Annotated in this window: 19 protein-coding genes; 13 read left to right on the top strand and 6 right to left on the bottom strand. The window is 72.4% G+C overall.

Annotated elements, in window-relative coordinates:
• Nucleotides 1–26 precede the first annotated feature (26 nt).
• From ACZ66S_RS13665 to ACZ66S_RS13655, 3 genes are all read left to right on the top strand, one after another.
• A complete protein-coding gene (locus tag ACZ66S_RS13665) occupies nt 27–1391 on the top strand; it encodes an FAD-dependent oxidoreductase (RefSeq protein WP_469901665.1) in 1365 nt (454 codons plus the stop codon).
• Nucleotides 1392–1535: 144 nt separating this feature from the next.
• Nucleotides 1536–2684 (top strand): FAD-dependent oxidoreductase, encoded by a 1149-nt coding sequence (locus ACZ66S_RS13660; RefSeq protein WP_469901664.1) that lies wholly within the window; start codon nt 1536–1538, stop codon nt 2682–2684.
• A gap of 42 nt (nt 2685–2726) precedes the next feature.
• Nucleotides 2727–3299: a MarR family winged helix-turn-helix transcriptional regulator gene (locus ACZ66S_RS13655; RefSeq protein WP_469901663.1), complete on the top strand. Its 573-nt coding sequence runs from the start codon at nt 2727–2729 to the stop codon at nt 3297–3299.
• A 9-nt stretch (nt 3300–3308) separates the two neighbouring features.
• On the opposite strand, the gene ACZ66S_RS13650 is transcribed toward ACZ66S_RS13655, so the two are convergent.
• The gene (locus tag ACZ66S_RS13650) at nt 3309–4286 is read right to left on the bottom strand and encodes an ABC transporter substrate-binding protein (protein ID WP_469901662.1); all 978 of its coding nucleotides are present in this window, start codon (nt 4284–4286) and stop codon (nt 3309–3311) included.
• Between the two features lie 153 nt (nt 4287–4439).
• On the opposite strand from ACZ66S_RS13650, the gene ACZ66S_RS13645 reads away from it, so the two are divergent.
• Nucleotides 4440–5825 carry an alpha/beta hydrolase family protein gene (locus tag ACZ66S_RS13645; RefSeq protein ID WP_469901751.1) on the top strand — a complete coding sequence of 462 codons (1386 nt, stop codon included), beginning with the start codon at nt 4440–4442 and terminating at the stop codon, nt 5823–5825.
• 9 nt (nt 5826–5834) lie between these two features.
• Here ACZ66S_RS13645 and ACZ66S_RS13640 read toward each other — a convergent pair whose 3' ends face one another.
• Complete coding sequence (locus ACZ66S_RS13640) at nt 5835–6740, bottom strand: peptidoglycan-binding domain-containing protein (protein WP_469901661.1); 906 nt, start codon at nt 6738–6740, stop codon at nt 5835–5837.
• A gap of 284 nt (nt 6741–7024) precedes the next feature.
• On the opposite strand from ACZ66S_RS13640, the gene ACZ66S_RS13635 reads away from it, so the two are divergent.
• From ACZ66S_RS13635 to ACZ66S_RS13625, 3 genes are all read left to right on the top strand, one after another.
• Nucleotides 7025–8365 carry a jacalin-like lectin gene (locus tag ACZ66S_RS13635; protein WP_469901660.1) on the top strand — a complete coding sequence of 447 codons (1341 nt, stop codon included), beginning with the start codon at nt 7025–7027 and terminating at the stop codon, nt 8363–8365.
• A gap of 188 nt (nt 8366–8553) precedes the next feature.
• Nucleotides 8554–9930: a glycoside hydrolase family 43 protein gene (locus ACZ66S_RS13630; RefSeq protein ID WP_469901659.1), complete on the top strand. Its 1377-nt coding sequence runs from the start codon at nt 8554–8556 to the stop codon at nt 9928–9930.
• A gap of 83 nt (nt 9931–10013) precedes the next feature.
• On the top strand, nt 10014–10508 hold the full coding sequence (locus ACZ66S_RS13625) for a lamin tail domain-containing protein (protein WP_469901658.1): 495 nt from the start codon (nt 10014–10016) through the stop codon (nt 10506–10508).
• Here the strand turns inward: ACZ66S_RS13625 and ACZ66S_RS13620 are convergent.
• Both ACZ66S_RS13620 and ACZ66S_RS13615 read right to left on the bottom strand, forming a co-directional pair.
• A complete protein-coding gene (locus ACZ66S_RS13620; RefSeq protein WP_469901657.1) occupies nt 10492–11496 on the bottom strand; it encodes a hypothetical protein in 1005 nt (334 codons plus the stop codon). The two genes, ACZ66S_RS13625 and ACZ66S_RS13620, sit on opposite strands and share 17 nt — an antisense overlap.
• A complete protein-coding gene (locus ACZ66S_RS13615; RefSeq protein ID WP_469901750.1) occupies nt 11493–11873 on the bottom strand; it encodes a PadR family transcriptional regulator in 381 nt (126 codons plus the stop codon). Before ACZ66S_RS13615 ends, ACZ66S_RS13620 begins: the two co-directional genes overlap by 4 nt.
• Nucleotides 11874–12226: 353 nt before the next feature.
• Between ACZ66S_RS13615 and ACZ66S_RS13610 the strand changes: the two genes are divergently transcribed.
• Nucleotides 12227–13339, top strand: a complete 1113-nt coding sequence (locus ACZ66S_RS13610) for a hypothetical protein (protein WP_469901656.1) — start codon at nt 12227–12229, stop codon at nt 13337–13339.
• Here ACZ66S_RS13610 and ACZ66S_RS13605 read toward each other — a convergent pair.
• Nucleotides 13332–13991 carry a maleylpyruvate isomerase N-terminal domain-containing protein gene (locus ACZ66S_RS13605; protein ID WP_469901655.1) on the bottom strand — a complete coding sequence of 220 codons (660 nt, stop codon included), beginning with the start codon at nt 13989–13991 and terminating at the stop codon, nt 13332–13334. The two genes, ACZ66S_RS13610 and ACZ66S_RS13605, sit on opposite strands and share 8 nt — an antisense overlap.
• A 111-nt stretch (nt 13992–14102) precedes the next feature.
• Between ACZ66S_RS13605 and ACZ66S_RS13600 the strand changes: the two genes are divergently transcribed.
• Genes ACZ66S_RS13600 through ACZ66S_RS13590 form a run of 3 tightly spaced genes read left to right on the top strand, consistent with a single transcriptional unit; the run spans nt 14103 to nt 17758 of the window.
• Nucleotides 14103–14642 (top strand): (2Fe-2S)-binding protein, encoded by a 540-nt coding sequence (locus ACZ66S_RS13600; RefSeq protein ID WP_469901654.1) that lies wholly within the window; start codon nt 14103–14105, stop codon nt 14640–14642.
• Complete coding sequence (locus ACZ66S_RS13595) at nt 14639–15631, top strand: FAD binding domain-containing protein (RefSeq protein ID WP_469901653.1); 993 nt, start codon at nt 14639–14641, stop codon at nt 15629–15631. The genes ACZ66S_RS13600 and ACZ66S_RS13595 overlap by 4 nt, the downstream gene beginning before the upstream one ends.
• A 9-nt stretch (nt 15632–15640) precedes the next feature.
• Entirely contained in the window at nt 15641–17758 is a 2118-nt protein-coding gene (locus ACZ66S_RS13590) for a xanthine dehydrogenase family protein molybdopterin-binding subunit (RefSeq protein WP_469901652.1), read from the top strand.
• 54 nt (nt 17759–17812) lie between these two features.
• Here the strand turns inward: ACZ66S_RS13590 and ACZ66S_RS13585 are convergent, their stop codons facing one another.
• Entirely contained in the window at nt 17813–18832 is a 1020-nt protein-coding gene (locus ACZ66S_RS13585; protein WP_469901651.1) for a hypothetical protein, read from the bottom strand.
• A 213-nt stretch (nt 18833–19045) separates the two neighbouring features.
• On the opposite strand from ACZ66S_RS13585, the gene ACZ66S_RS13580 reads away from it, so the two are divergent.
• Nucleotides 19046–19363, top strand: a complete 318-nt coding sequence (locus tag ACZ66S_RS13580) for a YkvA family protein (protein WP_469901650.1) — start codon at nt 19046–19048, stop codon at nt 19361–19363.
• A 132-nt stretch (nt 19364–19495) separates the two neighbouring features.
• Nucleotides 19496–19687 carry a putative ATP-grasp-modified RiPP gene (tgmA, locus tag ACZ66S_RS13575; RefSeq protein WP_031037338.1) on the top strand — a complete coding sequence of 64 codons (192 nt, stop codon included), beginning with the start codon at nt 19496–19498 and terminating at the stop codon, nt 19685–19687.
• Nucleotides 19688–19697 lie beyond the last annotated feature (10 nt).

The raw sequence follows: 19697 nt of genomic DNA, 5'->3' as shown, positions 1-19697 counted from the left end.
TGCCACCGCTCGAAGGGAACCTGATCATGCCCCGCCCCCTGCGGGTAGCCATCGTCGGAGCCGGCCCCGCCGGGATCTACGCCGCCGACGCGCTGCTCAAGTCAGATGTGGCCGCCGAGCCCGGTGTCTCCATCGACCTCTTCGAGCGGATGCCGGCCCCGTTCGGACTGATCCGTTACGGCGTGGCTCCGGACCACCCCCGGATCAAGGGCATCATCACGGCCCTGCACCAGGTGCTCGACAAGCCGCAGATCAGGCTGTTCGGCAACGTCGACTACCCGACCGACATCAACCTGGACGACCTGCGCGCCTTCTACGACGCCGTGATCTTCTCCACCGGCGCGACGGCCGACCGTGAGCTGCGCATCCCGGGCATCGAGCTCGACGGCTCCTACGGCGCCGCCGACTTCGTCTCCTGGTACGACGGCCACCCGGACGTGCCCCGCACCTGGCCGCTGGAGGCCGAGAAGGTCGCCGTGCTCGGCGTCGGCAACGTCGCCCTCGACGTGGCCCGCATCCTCGCCAAGACGGCCGAGGAGCTCCTGCCGACGGAGATCCCGCCGAACGTCCACGAGGGCCTGAAGGCCAACAAGGCGCTGGAGGTCCACGTCTTCGGCCGCCGCGGCCCGGCGCAGGCGAAGTTCTCCCCGATGGAGCTGCGCGAGCTGGACCACTCGCCCAACATCGAGGTCATCGTCGACCCCGAGGACATCGACTACGACGCGGGCTCGATCGAGACCCGGCGCGGCAACAAGCAGGCCGACATGGTCGCCAAGACCCTGGAGAACTGGGCGATCCGCGACGTCGGCGACCGCCCGCACAAGCTGTTCCTGCACTTCTTCGAGTCGCCCACCGAGATCCTCGGCGAGGACGGCAAGGTCGTAGGCCTGCGCACCGAGCGCACCGCCCTGGACGGCACCGGCAACGTCAAGGGCACCGGCGAGTTCAAGGACTGGGACGTCACCGCGGTCTACCGCGCGGTCGGCTACCTCTCCGACAAGCTCCCGAAGCTGCCCTGGGACATCGACTCGGGCACGGTCCCCGACCAGGGCGGCCGCGTCCTGCAGGAGAGCGGCGAGCACCTGCAGTCGACGTACGTCACCGGCTGGATCCGGCGCGGCCCGGTCGGCCTGATCGGCCACACGAAGGGCGACGCCAACGAGACGGTGTCGAACCTGCTGGACGACTTCGCGAACGACCGTCTCCAGACGCCCGGTTCGCCCGAGCCGGAGGCCGTGGACGCGTTCCTCGCCGAGCGCGACGTCCGCTTCACCACCTGGGAGGGCTGGTACAGGCTGGACGCCGCCGAGAAGGCGCTGGGCGAGCCCCAGGGCCGGGAACGCGTGAAGCTCGTCGAGCGCGAGGACATGCTGCGCGAGAGCGGCGCCTGACCCGAACGTGACGCCGGCCGTGCCGAAGCCCCACGGAGGCGGCGCGGCCGGCGTCGTGCTGTGCGCGGAACCCGCGCCGTCGGCCCGTCGTTCCCCTCGTGTCCGTACGACCGTGCGGGCCGACGCGGGACGAACGGGGTGGGTGTGGCACGCGTACTGGTCATCGGCGGCGGTGTCGCCGGCACGGCGACGGCCCTGGCACTGCACAAGGCGGGTGTCGAGGCCGTCGTGCACGAGGCCCGTCCCGACGCGGCCGAGGACATCGGCGCGTTCCTCACCCTGGCGAGCAACGGCATGCGCGCCTTGGGCCAGTTGGACGCCTCCGCCGCGGTCACCGCGATCGGCTTCCCGCTGACCTCGCTCCGGGTCCTCGACGACACGGGCACCGAGCGGGCGCACACACCCATGGGCGAGGTCTCCGACCCGCTCCTGCACTACCGGTGCCTGCGCCGCGGCGACCTCAACACCGCGCTCCAGGCTGAGGCCGCGCGCCGCGGTGTCACCGTGCGGCACGGCACGCGGCTCGTCTCCGTCGAGGACGGCCGCGACGGGGTCACCGCGCACTTCGCCGACGGCACCACCGCGACCGGCGACCTGCTGATCGGCGCCGACGGCCTGAACTCCGCCGTCCGCCGGGCGGTCTCCCCCGGGACGCGGCCGTTCCACGCCGGCCAGTACGTCTTCTACGGCTACACGCGCGCGGTCCCTCCCGGCCCGGACGCGTGCATCACCATGGTCCGCGGCAGCGGGGCCGCCTTCGGCTACGCGGTCTCGCCCGACGGGGAGGCCTACTGGTTCGCCCGGGTGGGCGGCGGCCCGCTGTCCGCGCAGGAGTTGGCGCAGGGCACCCCCGCTGACTGGCGCGAGCTGTTGCTGCCGCTGCTGCGCAAGGACCCCACACCGGCCGCGGACCTCGTCGCGGCCGCCGGCGAGGACCTCATGGTCACCAACGCCACCGAGATCCCCACCGGCACCCCGTGGCGCTCCGGACGGACCCTGCTCATCGGCGACGCCGCCCACGCGGCCTCGCCCGCGACCGGCCAGGGTGCCTCGATGGCGCTGGAGGACGCCGTCGTGCTCGCCAAGGCCCTGCGGGACGCCCCGGACACGGAAGCCGCGCTCACCCTGTACGAGGCGCTGCGCCGCCCGCGCGTGGAGCACAACATCACCGTCAGCGGCAACATCTCCCGGGGCACCCACACCCCCTCGGCCGCGTCCCGCCCCTCCGACGAGGACCTCGTCCGGCTCCTGGACTGGGACGCGGACCTCCGGGCCGAGCGGCACCCCCACTAGAATTTGATCCCGAACGACCTGTGCCAGACGAAGGAGCCGCCCGTGCCCGGCCAGCGATCCATCACCCAAGCCGAGAAGCTCGCGGCCGAGAAGCTCGGTGGTTTCCCGATCCGACGGGACCAGATGGCGGCCGTGGCGAACATCTACCGGGCCGCCTCCGCGGTGCGCCAGCACCTGGAGAACTCCGTGCTGCGCGGCTCGGACCTGACCTGGACGGCGTTCGTCGTGCTGTGGGTCGTCTGGGTGTGGGGCGAGTCGGAGACCCGGCACGTGGCGGAGGAGGCCGGGATCTCCAAGGGCACGCTCACCGGCGTGGCGCGGACCCTGGAGTCGCGCGGGCTGCTGAGCCGCGCCGGGCACCCCACCGACGGGCGGCTCGTCCTGCTCAGGCTCACCGACGAGGGCGAGGAGCTGATGCGTCGGGTGTTCCCTGCGTTCAACGAGGAGGAGGCCTTCGTGACGGCCGGCCTCAGCGACACCGAGTGCCGCGGCCTCGCGGAGGGCCTGCGACAGGTCGTGCTCCAGGTGGAGGAGCACGGCGAGGAGCGCCGCCGTGAACTGCTGGGCGGCGCCGACCCCGCCCCGCGGCGCAGCGGGCGGCGGGCCAAGGGCTGAGCGCGCCTCTCAGGAGAACAGCGCCTGGACGTCCGGCTTCCGGTCGCCGAATATGCCGTCCTCCTCACCGAGGGCGGCGAGCTTCTCCAGCGAGGCGATGTCGACCTGGGCCGGCCAGCTCGGGAGGATGAGCTCGCTCAGCACCTCGCCGCCGATCTTGGTGTAGACGGTGAGGATCTGCCGGGCCTCGTCCGGGTGGCCGGTGGCGTACTCCAGTGACTCCTTCATGGCCTCGGTGAACTTCCGCACCAGTTCCGGGTTCTGCTGCGCGATCTTCGTCGAGGTGAACCAGGTCGCCACGGTGAGCTTCGGGTCGGTCTCGGCGAAGGGCGAGGCGACGACCCGGGCGCCCTGCGCCTTGGCGACCGTCTGGGCCGGCTCGCCCATCCACGCGGCGTCCACGCGGCCCCCGTCCAGTGCGGCGGGCATCTGGTCGAAGGGGATCTCGACGAACTTCACCTTCGCCGGATCGCCGCCTGCCTCACGCACCGACTCGCGCACGGTGGTGTCCCCGATGTTCTGCAGGGTGTTCACGGCGACCGAGCGTCCGGCCAGGTCCTTCGCGGACTTCACCGGGCTGTCCTTCCGCACCAGGACACCGGTCACGTCGGCGCCCACCCTGCCGTTGGTCGCGGCCCCGTTGACCACGGACTTCACGGGAACGCCCTTGGTCTGCGCGAGCATCAGGGACGTGGTGTTGCTGAAGCCGAACTGGAACTGACCGCTCACCACTCCCGGGATGATCGCCGCGCCGCCCTGCGCGGTCACCGTCCGCAGCTCGATCCCCCGGTCGGCGAAGAACCCCTTCTTCTGCCCGAGATAGAGCGGGGCCACGTCGACGATGGGGATGACACCCACCGTGACCTGTGTCTTCTTCCCTCCGCTCGCGGATGTCGAGCCACCGCTCCCGGAGTCCGACGAGCCACATCCGGCGGCGCCCGCGAGGGTCATCACCGCAACGGCAAGTCCGAGCACGCGCCTTGGCATGGGGCCCTCCCGACGAGGCGGCGAGCGCCCCACGACCCGTTCGCTGATGTTGTGCACATCATTGACGCCAGTAATGTACACGCCTACCTTCGCCGATGTCAGTCCCCCGACCGCAGGACAAACGGACTGCGCCCAAGGAGCCCACGTCTCGTGATGCACCGCATCCGCACCCGTACGCTCGTCACCGTCGCGGCCCTGCTGCTCGCCGCCCCCCTCGCCCCGGCCGCCCGAGCCGCCGAGGACACCCACGTCGAGGGCCGGCTGCCGGCCGGCGCGGCCTACCTCATGGACGTACCGGCCGACTGGAACGGAGCGGTCCTCCTCTACAGCCACGGCTACACCCCCGCGGGCGTCCCCAACCCGGCCCGCAACGCGCCCGACGACACCACGAAGTCCCTTCTCCTGGCGCAGGGTTACGCGCTCATCGGGTCGTCGTACGCCACCACCGGCTGGGCCGTGACCGAGGCCGTACCCGACCAGCTCGCCACCCTGGACACCTTCACCGCCCGCTTCGGACGCGCCGGCCGGACCATCGCCTGGGGCACCTCCTACGGCGGTCTCGTCACGACCGCCCTCGCGGAACGCCACGCGTCCCGCCTGGCCGGTTCACTGTCGATGTGCGGGCTGGTCCAGGGCGGTGTCGCCAACTGGAACAGCACGCTGGACCCGGTGTTCGCGCTGCGGACACTCCTCGCACCCGGCTCCGGCATCCCGTTGACCGACCTGTCGAGCCCGGCCTCCGCGACCCGGGCGTCCGACGCCATGACGGCCGTCCTCACCGAAGCCCAGCGGACCGCCGACGGACGCGCCCGCATCGCGCTCGCCGCCGCCCTGCACGACATCCCCGGCTGGAACGACCCCGCACAGCCCCGGCCCGCGCCCACCGACCGGGACGCCCAGCAGTCCAACCAGTACCAGGCCCTCGTCGGGCTGGTGAGGTTCCCCGCCTTCGTCTGGCGCCAGGAGGCCGAGTCCCGGGCGGGCGGCAACCCGTCGTGGAACACCGGGGTCGACTACCGCGCGATGCTCCGCGACTCCCCCTATCTGAAGGAGGTCGAGGAGCTGTACGCGAAGGCCGGCCTCTCCCTGAGGTCCGACCTCAACTCCCTGGACCGGGCCCCGCGCATCCGCGCCGACCGGAACGCCGTCGACTGGATGAGCCGTACGAGTTCCTTCACCGGACGCCTCACCAAGCCGCAACTCGACATCCACACCACCGGCGACGCGCTGATCCCCGTGCAGTCCGAGAGCGCCTACCGCCGGGCCGTCACGGCCGCCGGCTCGGCTCCGCTGCTGCGCCAGCGCCATGTCGACAACGCGGGCCACTGCACCTTCAGCCCCGGCGAGCAGATCGCCGCCCTGCACGCGCTGGAGGACCGGATCGCGAGCGGCCACTGGCACGGCAGCGATCCCGCCGCCCTCAACTCCCGTGCCACGAAGGCCGACCAGGCCTCACCGGCCCGCTACCTGCCCTACGTCCCGGCCGCCTACCCCCGCCCCTACGACCGGGCGCATCCCGCCGACGGGCACCGGAAGTAGCCTCCGGGCTCAGGGTTCGGAGGTCTCCGACTCCAGCGCGGCGCGCGTCGCCACGCCGTAGACGCCGGACTCGTCCTTCAGGATGAAACGGGTGACCTGGTAGGTGCGCACCGCGCTCTGCACCTGCCGGTCGAAGTCGCCGTCGGCCTCCCCGTCGTAGACGCCGACCTGGCGCAGCCGGAGCTGGAGTTCGACGACCTCGGGCCCCTGGTCGCCGAGACCGAGCACAGGAGGCTGACCGTTCGACACGGTCGGGCCGGGGGCCGCCGTGGCGGTGGCGGCGACGCTCGACGGGGCCCCGGTCGGGGTGGCGGTGCCCGTCGGGGAGGCACTGTCGCTGGACTCCGCGCTCGGCGAGGAGGAGGGCGGCGCGGACGACTGGGACGAACTCGCCGTAGGAGAAGGGGAAGTGGCGGCCGGGCCGCTCGACGACACCGGTACCTCCGGCACGCCCGCGCGCACACCACCTGCCACGGAACCGTCCCGGGAAGGGCCGTCGTAGGTGAAGAGCCCGCCGACGAACCCGCCGGTGACGAGAACGGCGACGGCCGCACCCGCCCCGGCGACGACCATGTTCCGTCGTCTGCGCCCGTGCGGTCCGCCGTCGGCCGGGAGCTCCGGGTGCGGCTCCTCGCCGGGCGGCCGGCCCGGGTCCGCCGGGGCCGTGACGACGTCGGGCAAGTCCCCGGTGAGCAGGGGCCGTTGCGGCCCTCCCGCCGGGTCGGCCGGTTCCTCGCGGACCTCCACATAGGGCCGTATGCGCACCGGGTCGAAGTCCTCCGCCGCGGCCGCCTCGGCCGTACGGGACTCGCGGTGGGCCTCCGAGGCGCGGTGCGCACAGGAGCAGGAGGGAGTGCCGTCCGCCGCCCTGGGCGCCCCGCACTCCGGGCAGACGAGGACTGGTGGTTCACTCACGTGCGTTCCCTCTCCCTACGATCTTCATATCGTAGACAGATATGCCGCGCGGAAATTCCACATCCAGCATCACCCCGGAACCAAGACACTCTCAGGATCGAATTTCAGCCACCGCGCGTGAAGGCCAGATGAACGACGGCGGGCGCGAGGCCCCAACACCCGTTCACAGACAGGGAACTTGACCGGCCGCGAGCGCACGGAACCGCGACAACATGGGGTAACCGGCGGTAACTTCTGTCCCGCCCCGCTTCCCTGCCCGTGCCACTCCCCCAGGAGAACTCTCCATGCGCAGACTCCTCGCCGCCCTGGCGACGACGGCCGCCGCCCTCGGCGGACTCACCGCGGCGGCCCCCTCGGCCACGGCCGCCGACTCGGGCGCCTTCAGCGTCCTCAGCTACAACGTGGCCGGCCTGCCCGAGGCCATCTCCAGCGCACCGACTCCCCGTGAGTCCAGCACCACGGAGATCGGCCGACGGATCGCGCCGTACGACATCGTCCACGTGCAGGAGGACTTCAACTACCACGCCTTCCTCTACGCGGCCGACACGACCCACGCCCACCGCAGCCCCACCAGCGGCGGCGCCGGCTTCGGCAGCGGGCTGAACACCCTGTCCACCCTCCCCTATGACACCGACGACTTCGAGCGGGTGCGCTGGAACTCCTGCCAGGTGGACTCGGGCGACTGCCTCACCCCCAAGGGCTTCACCTTCATGCGCGAGCGCCTCGCCGAGGGCATCTACGTCGACTTCTACAACCTGCACACCAACGCGGGCACCAGCGACGGGGACCTCGCCTCGCGCGCGGACAACCTCGACCAGCTCACCGCGTTCATCAGGACCCACTCCGCCGGCAACGCCGTCGTGGTCATGGGCGACACCAACACCCGCTACACCCGCTCCGGCGACACCATCGCCGAGTTCGCCGCCGCCAACGGCCTCACCGACCCCTGGGTCCAGCTCGTCCGCGGCGGCACCCCGCCCGCCAAGGGCAGCGACGCGCTGGTCTGCGACCAGAGCGGCACCACCGTCCCCAACACCTGCGAGGTCGTCGACAAGGTCCTCTACCGCGGCAGCGCACTCGTCTCGCTCACCGCGACTTCGTACGACAACGAGCACGCCAAGTTCCTCACCGGCGACAACCTGATGCTCTCCGACCACGACCCGATCACCGTCGGCTTCACCTGGTCGCGCAACTCCGCCTACCAGCTCAGCGACCAGTTCGGCGGCCCGCACGGCGACTACTACAACGACATCGCCGCCGTCCCCGCCGGCGCCCGCGCCACCACCATCGGGCTGCGCAGCGGCTCCCGGGTCGACCGGATGAGCCTCACGCTGGCGAACGGCACCACCCTCGCGCACGGCGGGACCGGCGGCACCGCGTCCTCCCTGACCCTGGGCAGCGACGAGTACGTGACCACGGCCCAGCTCTGCCAGGGCGAGTACAACGGCCACACGCGGATCTTCTACGCCAGGTTCACCACCAGCCTCGGCCGCACGCTGGCCGGCGGCACCACCACCTCCGACTGCGTGACCCGCACCGCCCCCGCCGGCCGGCAGATCGCCGGATTCCACGGACGCTCGGGGGACGCGGTCGACAAGGTCGGCTTCATCTACACCCAGCGCTGACGCCACACCCGACGCCGACCTCTTCGCCCCGGGGCGCCACCCAGCGCCCCGGGGGCACAGAAAACACAAAGGAGCGGCAGAACGATTGACGCGCTCATGGCCAGGCCCTACCTTCTGATCGATTTGCCGAACTACGTTCGAAATACCGGCCAATTGAGGTGCCCCCGCACGCCACCTTGGAGACCAAGATGAGCGCAACCCCCCACCTGTCCCGCCGCGGCGTCCTGGGCATGACGGCCGCCGTGCCGCTCGCCCTGACCCTCGGCTCCGGCACCGCCCACGCAGCCGACTCGGCGTACGCGATGACCTACTTCACCGAGTCGACCAACCTCGGCGACGGCACCGACTACGGCCTCCACCTGGCCGTGAGCCCCGACGGGCTCAACTGGACGCCGCTGAACCAGAACAACCCCCTGGTGACCCCCACCGCCGGCGCGCTCGGGCTGCGCGACCCGTTCCTGATGCGCAAGCAGGACGGCACCTTCGTGGTCCTCGCCACCGACCTCAAGGGCACCGACTGGAGCTACAACAGCCAGTACATACACGTCTGGGACTCCACCGACCTGCGCACCTTCACCGGCTACCGGCGCCTGAAGCTGCACGACATGACCACCCACAGTTGGGCGCCCGAGGCGTTCTGGGACGCGGGCCGGGGCCAGTACGCGGTCATCTACTCGGCGGTCAACTCCAGCGGCCACAACGTCATCATGGTCAACTACACCGGCGACTTCGTGACCGCCTCGGCCCCGCAGGTCTTCTTCGACCCCGGCTACGACGTCATCGACGGCGACATGGCCGTCGGCGTGAACGGCTACAACTACCTGTTCTTCAAGAAGAACCAGACGCTGGTGAGCGCCAGGTCCACCACCCTGAACCCGGGCAGCTTCACGGAGTTCAGCGCGGGCGTGGCCCACGGCGGCACCGAGGCCCCCACCGTGGTCAAGTCCCTCACCTCCGGCACCTGGTGGCTGTGGGGCGACACCTACACCCCCAACGGCGTCTTCTACGCCTGGCAGTCCGGCAGCCCCGCCACCGGCACCTGGACCGCCCTGGACCAGAGGACCTACACCCAGCCGGTGAACTCCAAGCACTGCGGCATCGCCACGATCACCACGACCGAGTACAACAACCTGCTCGCGAAGTGGGGCGCGCCCGCCTGGAACCGGCTCAAGTCCTACAACTACCCGGCCCGTTACGTGCGCCACTCCAACTACGCGGGCCGCATCGACGAGTACCCCGTCGAGCCCTACAAGGACTCTCTGTGGACCCTCGTCCCGGGCCTCGCCGACAGCTCCGGTGTGTCCTTCCGGTCCGTCAACTACCCCGACCGCTATCTGCGGCACTACAACTACGCGCTCCAACTCGACGTCAATGACGGCACGTCGGCCTTCGCCGGTGACGCGACCTTCTACCGCACGGCGGGCCTCGCGGACGCGAGCTGGGCCTCCTTCCGCTCGTACAACAACCCGACCCGCTACATCCGCCACTCCAACTACGTCCTGCGCATCGACCCGGTCTCCACCACCACCGAGAAGCAGGACGCCACGTTCCGAGTAGGTTACTGATTCAACCGAAAAGCCCCCCTTGGGACTCCGCGTTGTATACGCTCCAGGTCTTCTTCACCAGACCTTCACAGGGGGGCTTTTCCATGCGCAGAGGACACATAGCGGTCGTCGCGGCCGCGGGCGCGCTGACCGTGCTGACCGCGGTCCCGGCCCACGCCACCGAGTACTCGTCGGCACTGAAGGTCAAGGGCGTCCAGTACGACGCCCCGGGCAGGGACTCCAACAACTGCACCACGGGCAACACCGACGAGGAGTACCTGACGATCAAGAACTACTCGCGGACGGCGACGGTGAACCTCAAGGGGTACGTCGTCAGGGACTCCACCAGCACCAACAAGTTCACGTTCACGAAGAACCACACGCTCCAGCCCGGCGACTACGTCAAGCTGCGCGGGGGGCGCGGCACCGACTCCGACGCGAACAACGTCGTCTACCGCAACAACTGCAACTTCCTCTGGAACAACGACAAGGACACGATCTACCTGTACAAGCCCTCCGGCGCGCACGCCGACACCCACGCGTACACCAAGAGCGCCAACGACCGGGACGGCAACGGGTACATCACGTACCACGGCTGAGCAGGTCACGTCCGCTCACGACGGCCAGGGCGGCGGTCAGTGCGAACAGGGCCGCCGCCTGCGTCAGGACACCCACCCGCAGCGCCCCGGGCAGGACGTCCAGCCACGGGTAGACCGCGGTGATCCGGACCGCCAGGAGGAGCAGCCCCAAGGCCGCGAGGGCGGCCGCCTCCCCGGCGGGGACGCGGTTCTCGCCCCGTGCGCGGTACAGCAGCCAGGCGAAGGCCGTCACCAGGTAGCACGTGACGAGCGCCCAGACGGTGTCGACCCCGCCGGGCAGCACCACGACGGAGCCGCCCATCAGCACACAGCAGGTGGCGAAGACCAGTCCGGGCGCGCCCGCGGGCAGCGCCGCCGGGGGCGCGTCGCGGTGGTGGGCCGCGCACAGTGCCAGTGCCGACGTCCAGGCCAGCACCGCGGCGGCGACGACGTACGCGGAGTCCGAGGGAGCGAAGTCGCGGGCCCAGAGATCGGCCAGCGGCCAGAGCGTCGGCAGGGCGGCGACCAGTACCGAGACCTGGGCGAGGCGGCGCTGGTCACGCAGCAGGGCGAAGTAGGCGACCGGCCACAGCAGCGGGAGGAACCACTGGGCGGCCGCGCCGACGCCGGCCCAGACCCCGTGGCCGACGAAGCCGTCCGTGAACAGGTCCCACTGGCTCCCGCCCCGGGTCGACGCCCAGGTCAGTCCGAGGACCCGGTCGACCACGGCGGACGCCGCCTGGAGCAGGACGGCGAGGAGCGCGAAGAGACGGACGGCGGAGCCGAGCACGGCGTACCGCCGGGGCGCCCCGCCCGCGCCGAGCCTGCTGCGCACGGCCAGCGCGGCGACGCTCGCCACCTCCCCGAGCGTGGGCCGGCTCTGCTCCTGGGTCTCCTGGTCGACGTCCCACAGGTAGGTCTCGACCATCTCCTCCTCCCGCTCGCGCCGGTAGTAGGCGGGCAGCAGGCGCAGCACGGCGCGGTAGCGGGCTTCGAGCAGCGTCGTCATGCCAGACCTCCGGCGAGTCCGGGCCCCGTGACGGGCACGTCGGCCGTTCCAGGAGCACTGCCGGGGGCACGGCGCCCCTCGGCGATCCGCTTCTTCGCGGCGCTCGCTCCGGCGGCCAGCCGCTCCGCCTCGGCGTCCAGGGCCGCGGTCCCCTCGTCGGTGAGCCGGTAGTAGCGCCGGAGCCGGCCCTGCTGCACCTCCTCGCGGTCCAGCACGATCAGCGCGTCGGCGGTGAGCCGGTCCAGTACGCCGTAGAGGGTGCCGACGCGCATCTGCACGGCCCCCTCGGAGAGTTCCTCGACCTCGCGCAGGATGCCGTAGCCGTGCCGCGGCTGATCGGCGAGGGCGGTCAGTACGAAGAACGCCGCCTGTGTCATGTTCCTCGGTGCCATGAACGCGAATATATCGGCTCCCGATATATTCAGCCAGCCGAAGCACCGAGAAGGGGAGCGGGGACCGCGAACAGGGCCCGCCCCAATGCGGATGGTGGGCGGGCCCTGTTCGAGAGGTCATTTTGGCGTGCCGGGCCGTGAACAGGGCACGAGTGAACCGCGGTTGCTCTGTGCGTGGCGTGTGCGCCCCGTGTGCGCGGGGCAGGTCATGATGAGCGTCCGGGCGGGCCGGCGCCGCGTGCCCGGCGTGTCCGCCTGCCGGACCCGCCTGGTCCGCACGGACCGGCGGCGACGATACTTGGCCCAGGCACCCACCACCCCCTTCCACAGATGGACCCATGTCAAGCACTCCCACGGCAGACCCCACGGCACCCTCGACCGTCTGGCTGGCCCGCGGCCGCCATCTCGGCTCCGACGCGGCCGACGTCCTGCGCCGAAACCTGGAGCGACTGAAGGAGAGCGCGGCCCTCGACGACTTCCAGGAGCCGTCCGAGACCGGGGACGCCCCGGAACGCGTCTTCGAGGCCCGTTGGCGGGTCGCCGGTGAGGTGACCGTCCGGGCCCGGCTCTCGCTCGCCCCCGTGTCGAGCGGCGGACAGGAGTGGGTGCTGGCGGCCGAGGCGGAGGCGCCGTGGGATCTGCGGTGGCCCTCCCCCGCGACCATGTTCTGGCCCGACGGCGAGGACGCCTTCTGGGACCGCGACGCCGCCACCGGGCTGCGGCTGCGGGACCTGAGCGTGCTGCCCGAGGAGGACAAGGACGTCCGGCGGGTGCTCCGGCAGGCCGTGCGCCGGAGCTGGGCCGTGCACGTCGTCGTCCACGAGGCCATGACCACCGACCAGCGCGGCCGCCGCCCGCTGGCCGACATGCTGCCGCCGAGCCTGCGCCACCGGGTCGTCGAGCACCGGGCGCAGCCGCACCAGCTCCGGGTCCTGAACTGGGCCGTGAAGGAGTTCGGCGTGGAGGTGCCGCGCGGCGGTGCCGTGGTGCTGCCCGGGACGCCGGTGCCGCCCGGGTACGACGGCCAGGACTTCTCCGTACGCAGTGTCTTCCTCGACGGCTCGGAACCCACCGAACTGATCGCGGCCGTCACGCGCTACGCCGCGATGCCCAAACCGCTGCCGGAGGGCGGCGAGGCGGCCGTGACCGCCCTGCGGGAGCAGTGGCAGCTCCTCACGCTGCGGGAGGAGCTGGAGCGCGAGCGGGCGCTTGTGGCGATGTACGCCGATGCGCTGGAGGCCATGACGAAGTCCCGGGACCTGTACCGGGAAGCCGCCGAGCGGGCCAACGAGGCGCTGGCGATCTACCGCGAGAACGCCCCGGTGCCCGAGCCCCGGACCGATCCGGAGGTCACCTCGCCGTTGCAGCAGCTCTCCAGGACCTTCGGGCGCTGGAAGGGCACCCTGCGGCCCCCGGCCCGCGACGAGGACCAGGACCGGCAGATTAGCTGAAGAGCGGGAAGCGGTCCGCGTCCGCGCCCAGCGCGAGGCGCTCGGCGTCCGTGAGGGGTGCGCGGCCGGTGGCGGCGCGGGCGTAGTGCTCGTCGCTCCAGTCGAGCGGGACGGGCCGGCCGAGGAGACCGTCCAGCGTGGCGCGCACCGCGGCCAGGCCCGCCGGGGACGGCCCGGCGGCCTCGGGGAGATCGGTGACGAGGTCGAGGTGGTGGACGGTCGCCTCGACGACGAGCGTGTGCACGAGGTCCTCGGCCGTCAGCACATGTCCCTGCGTGCAGACCCGCAGGTCCGGCCGGGTGTCCGCGGCGGCGTGCACGGTGGCCGCGGTGGTCTCCAGGTAGAGCTCGCGCAACTGACGGAAGTCGAGGAACATACCGGCGCACACCCGGTTCCAGCGCCGGCCGTGCGCCGCGCCCACCGGGTCCGGCGCCCAGTCGCGCCAGTAGGTCACCGCGTCCCGGTCGGCTGCTCCGGCCGCCGGCGTGTGCAGGGCGACCAGGGCCCGCTGGGCGTCCCCGGCACAGTGGAAGACCAGGTCGCGCACCGCCCAGCCGGTGCACCCGGTGGGCCGCCAGGACTCCTCGTCCCCGAGGGGACGTACGACGGCCACGAAGGCCCCGTAGGCGGCGCGCAGCACGTCGGCGTTCATGGCGCCAGCCTAGGCGGGGCTCCTTCCCGGGGTGACAGGAGGTGTCGGAGGGCCCACTGTGGATACGCGGTGGGGACAGCACGTCGGCCCGTCCGGAAGGTCACCGTCATCATGAGCGGCGAGAACCACGAGAGCGCCACCTGCTCGGAGACCAAGCTCACCGTCAACGGAGAACCCCGCACCCTCCTCGTCGACCACCGGCGCGTCCTGCTCGACGTACTGCGCGAGGACCTGGACCTGTGGGGGGCCAGGAAGGGCTGCGACCACGGCCAGTGCGGGGCCTGCACGGTCCTGGTGGACGGGCGCCGGGTCAACAGTTGCCTGCTGCTCGCGGTCGCCCTGGACGGCAGCGAGGTCCGCACCGTCGAGGGCCTCGCCGACGAGGGGGACGAACTGCACCCCCTCCAGCGGGCCTTCCTGGACCGGGACGCCTTCCAGTGCGGCTACTGCACCCCCGGCCAGCTCTGTTCGGCCCTCGGCATGCTGGACGAGGCCGCGGCCGGCCACCCCTCGCGCGTCACCGGCGACACCCCCGCCGGGCACCCCGTCCCGCTGGACCGGGACGAGATCCGTGAACGGCTCAGCGGCAACCTGTGCCGGTGCGGCGCCTATCCACGCATCGTCGACGCGGTCGAGGACGTGATCCGGTGAAGACCTTCGACTACGTACGCGCCACCAGCGCCGAGGAGGCGGCGGAGCTCTTCGCCGCCCGGACCGGCGCCCGCTACCTCGGCGGCGGCACCAACCTCGTCGACCTGATGAAACTCGGCGTCGAACAGCCTGACGTGCTCGTCGACGTCAGCCGGCTGCCCCTCGACGAGGTCCGGGAACTCGCGGACGGCTCACTGCGCGTCGGCGCCACGGTCCGCAACAGCGACCTCGCCGCCCATCCCGCCGTCCGCACCCGCTACCCGGCCCTGTCCCAGGCGCTGCTCGCGGGCGCCTCGGGGCAGCTCCGCAACGCCGCCACCACGGGCGGCAACCTGCTCCAGCGCACCCGCTGCCCCTACTTCCAGGACGTCGCCAAACCGTGCAACAAGCGGGAACCGGGCAGCGGTTGCGGCGCCCGCGAGGGCGTGCACCGGGACCACGCGGTGCTCGGGCACTCCCCGCACTGCATCGCCACCCACCCCTCCGACATGGCGGTCGCGCTCGCCGCGCTGGACGCCCGTGTGGAGCTGTACGGCACCGAGGGCGCCCGGAGCGTCCCCGTCGCCGACTTCCACCGCCTGCCGGGGGACCATCCGGAGCGGGACACCGAGATCCTGCCGGGCGAGCTCGTCACCGGGGTGCTGCTGCCGGCGACCTCGGCCGGGCTGCCGTCCGCCTACCGCAAGGCCAGGGACCGGGCGTCGTACGCCTTCGCGCTCGCCTCGGTGGCCGCCGTGATCCGGGTGACGGACGGGGTGGTCGACCACGCCGGGCTCGCCTTCGGGGCGCTGGCGCACCGGCCGTGGCGGGCGCTGCGGGCCGAGCAGGCGCTGCTGGGCGCCGCGCCCACGGCGGACGCGTTCGAGCACGCGGTCGACCTGGAGCTCTCCGCCGCCGAGCCGCTGCGGGACAACGCCTACAAGGTGCCCCTGGCACGCTCGCTCGCCCTGGACGTCCTGACCCGGCTCACCACGGCCGCCAGGGCCTGAGGAGGACGCATGGACGCCACCGCACAAGGCGCCGCCACCGCCCTGGGCGCTCCCGTCGAGCGCCGCGAAGGCCGCGAGAAGGTCACCGGCACCGCCCGCTACGCCGCCGAACAGCCCCGTCCCGGCCGCGCGCACGCCTGGCCCGTGCCCGCCTCGATCGCCCGGGGCCGGGTCACCGGCATCGACACCGCGGCCGCTCTGGAGGTGCCCGGAGTCCTCGCCGTCCTCACCCACCGGAACGCGCCGAGGCTGTCCGAGCCGGACGACCCCACCCTCGCCGTGCTGCGCGACTCCCGTGTCCCGCACCGCGGTTGGTTCGTCGCCCTGGTGGTGGGCGAGACCCTGGAGGCCGCCCGCGCCGGAGCCGCCGCCGTCCATGTCGACTACGCCGTGGAGGACCACGACGTCACCCTGACCGTCACGCACCCGGACGCCTACGCCCCCGAGCAGGCCAACGGCGGCTTCCCGGGGACCCGCGAACACGGCGACCCCGAGGGCGCGTTCGCGTCCGCCCCGGTCCGCGTCGACGCCGACTACCGGGTGCCCCCGCTGCACAACCACCCGATGGAACCGCACGCGACGACGGCCGAGTGGCACGACGGCCGGCTCACGGTGCACACCTCCACCCAGGGCTCCACGGCCGTACGCGCCGTCCTGGCCGGCCTGTTCGACCTCCCGGAGGACCGGGTGACCGTGCACGCCGAGCACGTGGGCGGCGGTTTCGGCTCCAAGGGCACGCCCCGGCCGGACGTGGTGCTCGCCGCGATGGCCGCCCAGCACACCGGACGGCCGGTCACCCTGGCCCTCCCCCGCCGCCTCCTGCCGTCCGTCGTGGGACACCGCGCGCCCACCCTGCACCGGCTGCGCCTCGGGGCCCACCCCGACGGACGGCTCACCTCCCTCCTCCACGAGGTCACCACCCACACCTCGCGGATCAAGGAGTTCGTCGAGCAGGCCGCGGTGCCCGCACGGGTCATGTACGCGGCCCCCGACTCCCGTACGGCCCACCGTGTGGCACCCCTCGACGTGCCCAGCCCGTCCTGGATGCGGGCGCCCGGCGAGGCGCCCGGCATGTACGCCCTGGAGTCGGCCATGGACGAGCTGGCCGTCGCACTCGGCATGGACCCGGTGGAGGTGCGGATCGCCAACGAGCCCGACACCGAACCCGACAGCGGCAAGCCCTTCAGCAGCCGGCACCTGGTCGAGTGCCTGCGCGAGGGCGCCCGGCGCTTTCACTGGTCCGAGCGGGACCCACGGCCCCGCTCCCGTGCCGAGGGCCTGCTGCTGGTGGGCTCGGGGGTGGCCGCCGCCCTCTACCCCGTCATGGCACAGCCGTCCACGGCGGCGGCGCGTGCCCTGCCCGACGGGACGTTCGTCGTACGCGTCAATGCCACCGACATCGGCACGGGCGCCCGGACCGTGCTCGCGCAGGTCGCCGCGGACGTGCTCGCGGTGCCCGTGGCCCGGGTGCGGACCGAGGTGGGCTGCAGCGACCTGCCCGCCGCGTCGCTGGCCGGCGGCTCGTCGGGCACCGCGTCCTGGGGCTGGGCGGTGCACGAGGCGTGCTCCCGGCTCGCGGAGCGCCTGGCCGGCGGGCCGGTGCCCGCGGAGGGGATCGACGTCCGGGCCGACACCGCGGGCCGCGCCGACGCCGACAGTCCCTACGCCCGGCACGCCTTCGGCGCCCACTTCGCGGAGGTCGCCGTTGACACGGTCACCGGCGAGACCCGGGTCCGCCGACTGCTGGGGGTGTACGCCGCCGGGCGCATTCTCAACGCCCGGACCGCGCGCTCGCAGTTCGTCGGCGGCATGACCATGGGGCTCGGCATGGCGCTGACCGAGGGCAGCACGATGGACGCCGCGTTCGGTGACTTCGCCGAGTCCGACCTGGCCGCGTACCACGTGCCCACGCACGCCGACGTGCCCGACATCGAGGCGCACTGGATCGACGAGGACGACAGCCGGCTCAACCCCATGGGCAGCAAGGGCATCGGCGAGATCGGCATCGTGGGAACGGCGGCCGCGATCGGCAACGCCGTCTTCCACGCCACCGGCGTACGCCTGCGGGAGCTGCCCCTCACCCCGGACCGCGTCCTGAGCGGCCTCCGGGAGAGGGACGGCTCCTAGGTCTCCGCAGGATTCGGGGGAACCGGGCTTCCGGCTCCCCGGTGGGTGCGTCGGCTAGCGGGCCACGGGTGCGTCCGCCGCCTCACGGATGGCCTCCGCCGCCCGTCGCTGCGCCAGCACGCGGTCCAGCGGCGGCGGCGAGGCGACCAGCACCACCAGTGCGGTCAGTGCGGCCAGCGACGCGCACACGGCCGCCGTCCCCGCGAGCCAGGCCGGCGCCAGCGGCAGTTCCAGGGCCCGGGCGAGCCCGGCCGAGCGGAACTGTCCGTTCAGCAACTGGCCCGCGGCCACCCCGGCCGGCACGACGACCGCCAGGGCCAGCACCGGGACGGCGGGACGCAGGGTCATCGCGGCGAGCAGCACGCACAGCAGGGACACCCCGAGCGCGAACCCGTACACCTGTACGGACGCGCCGTCCTGGTGGACCGGGAAGCACAGGACACCGCACACCAGCAGGGCCAGGGCGGCGATCCTGCTCGGCCAGAGGGCCGCACCGCGGGTCCGCTCCGAGGCGGGCGGGTGCGGCGGCGGGGCCGGGAAGGCGCTCGCTCCCGGCACCTCCGCCTCGGGCCGCCACTCCTCGTCGTACGCCGCGTCGATCTCGGGGTAGGGCTGCGGGGGCGGTTCCGTCGCCAGCCGCCCTATGAGCTCGACGAGTTCCTCGACGGGTCTGCCGGTCGCCGCCGCGCGCACCGCCTCCTGCCCGCAGTGGGGTTGCACCTCGGACCGGTTCAGCAGGGCCACCAGACGGGTCACGTCCTCGACGGGACGGGACTCGGCGGCGGCCCGGATGGCCTCGTCGGCGCTGTCCGCGTCCCGTGGCGGTCGGGTCAGCAGGGCAACGAGCCGGGTGACGTCCTCCACGGACCGGTCCACGCCCACGGCACGCAGGGCCGCGGCGGTGGACTGCGCGTACTGGGGCGACTGTTCCAGCAGGGTGATGAGGTGGACGACGTCCTCCAGGGGACGGTCGGCCACGGCGGCACGTACCAGGTCGCCGACGGGATCGCCGTACGACCGGTCCATCGGTATGGCGGGTTCGTTCGGGAAAGCTGCTGTCGGGCCGGTGGTCATGCTCTGCTCCAGACAAAGAGTTGCGGTCGCTCCCACGCGCCCCCGTCGTGCGACCGCGGCATCGAGATGACCCCATTCGTAAGCGGGTACACGGCGGCGTGCCACTCGGATGAGCCACGGGTGTGAGTGCGGCCCCCGGGGAGCCTAGGGGGGCCGGATCCGGGAATCCGTCAGACAGCGGGCCGTTCGGCGCCCGGAGGAGGAGGTCGGCCCGTGGATGCGACCACAGCACTGATCGTCGTCGCCGTGGTGCTGGCGGCCCTGGCGCTGGCGGTGGCCGTGGGACTGCTGGTGCGGCTCGTGAGAACCCGGCGCGGTCTGCGCCGCGCCGGCCTGCCCACCGGGCCCCGCTGGGTCTTCTGGGGTGCCCTGTTGTACTTCGTCCTGCCCACCGATCTGGTGCCGGATCCGGTGTACCTCGACGACATCGGCGTCCTGCTCCTCGCCCTGCGCACCCTGCGCGGCTCCCCCGCCGACCGGGCCGCGCTGCGGCTCGACGGGCGGGACGGGGAGACCGTCCGGCGGTCGTGATTACGCAGTGTAAGGAAACCAATCACTCGTTCGATTCGTATAAGTCTCTGGAAGCCGAAGGAAGTCGGCTGACCTGACGGCGTCGTGGGGTGACGGCCGTCGGCGAGAGGCAGTACCGGCGAGGGAGAGACGATGCAACCGTTCGCGCTCAACTACGCACGTCCGGCAGCGACGTTGGAGGCGACCACTCCGTACGTCTACGACTCCGGACTGCAGTTGAACGTGCTCATGGACGGCCGGGTCGCGGCCCGCGACCACGCGCTGATGAGGGAACTGGGGACCACCACCAGCACGGCGGGCTCCAAGACTCACTTCGACGACTGAACACGGCCGG

The sequence above is a fragment of the Streptomyces sp. NPDC107471 genome (assembly GCF_055582845.1).
This window is presented reverse-complemented; position numbering and strand designations above follow the sequence as displayed.

Bases quoted from the DNA above. Each gene is read 5' to 3' on its own strand.
- tgmA (WP_031037338.1), top strand. From the start codon at position 19,496: ATGCAACCGTTCGCGCTCAACTACGCACGTCCGGCAGCGACGTTGGAG.
- ACZ66S_RS13590 (WP_469901652.1), top strand. From the start codon at position 15,641: ATGGACGCCACCGCACAAGGCGCCGCCACCGCCCTGGGCGCTCCCGTC.
- ACZ66S_RS13665 (WP_469901665.1), top strand. From the start codon at position 27: ATGCCCCGCCCCCTGCGGGTAGCCATCGTCGGAGCCGGCCCCGCCGGG.
- ACZ66S_RS13610 (WP_469901656.1), top strand. From the start codon at position 12,227: ATGTCAAGCACTCCCACGGCAGACCCCACGGCACCCTCGACCGTCTGG.
- ACZ66S_RS13650 (WP_469901662.1), bottom strand. From the start codon at position 4,286: ATGCCAAGGCGCGTGCTCGGACTTGCCGTTGCGGTGATGACCCTCGCG.
- ACZ66S_RS13585 (WP_469901651.1), bottom strand. From the start codon at position 18,832: ATGACCACCGGCCCGACAGCAGCTTTCCCGAACGAACCCGCCATACCG.
- ACZ66S_RS13620 (WP_469901657.1), bottom strand. From the start codon at position 11,496: ATGACGACGCTGCTCGAAGCCCGCTACCGCGCCGTGCTGCGCCTGCTG.
- ACZ66S_RS13625 (WP_469901658.1), top strand. From the start codon at position 10,014: ATGCGCAGAGGACACATAGCGGTCGTCGCGGCCGCGGGCGCGCTGACC.
- ACZ66S_RS13645 (WP_469901751.1), top strand. From the start codon at position 4,440: ATGCACCGCATCCGCACCCGTACGCTCGTCACCGTCGCGGCCCTGCTG.
- ACZ66S_RS13635 (WP_469901660.1), top strand. From the start codon at position 7,025: ATGCGCAGACTCCTCGCCGCCCTGGCGACGACGGCCGCCGCCCTCGGC.
- ACZ66S_RS13605 (WP_469901655.1), bottom strand. From the start codon at position 13,991: ATGAACGCCGACGTGCTGCGCGCCGCCTACGGGGCCTTCGTGGCCGTC.
- ACZ66S_RS13615 (WP_469901750.1), bottom strand. From the start codon at position 11,873: ATGACACAGGCGGCGTTCTTCGTACTGACCGCCCTCGCCGATCAGCCG.
- ACZ66S_RS13630 (WP_469901659.1), top strand. From the start codon at position 8,554: ATGAGCGCAACCCCCCACCTGTCCCGCCGCGGCGTCCTGGGCATGACG.
- ACZ66S_RS13600 (WP_469901654.1), top strand. From the start codon at position 14,103: ATGAGCGGCGAGAACCACGAGAGCGCCACCTGCTCGGAGACCAAGCTC.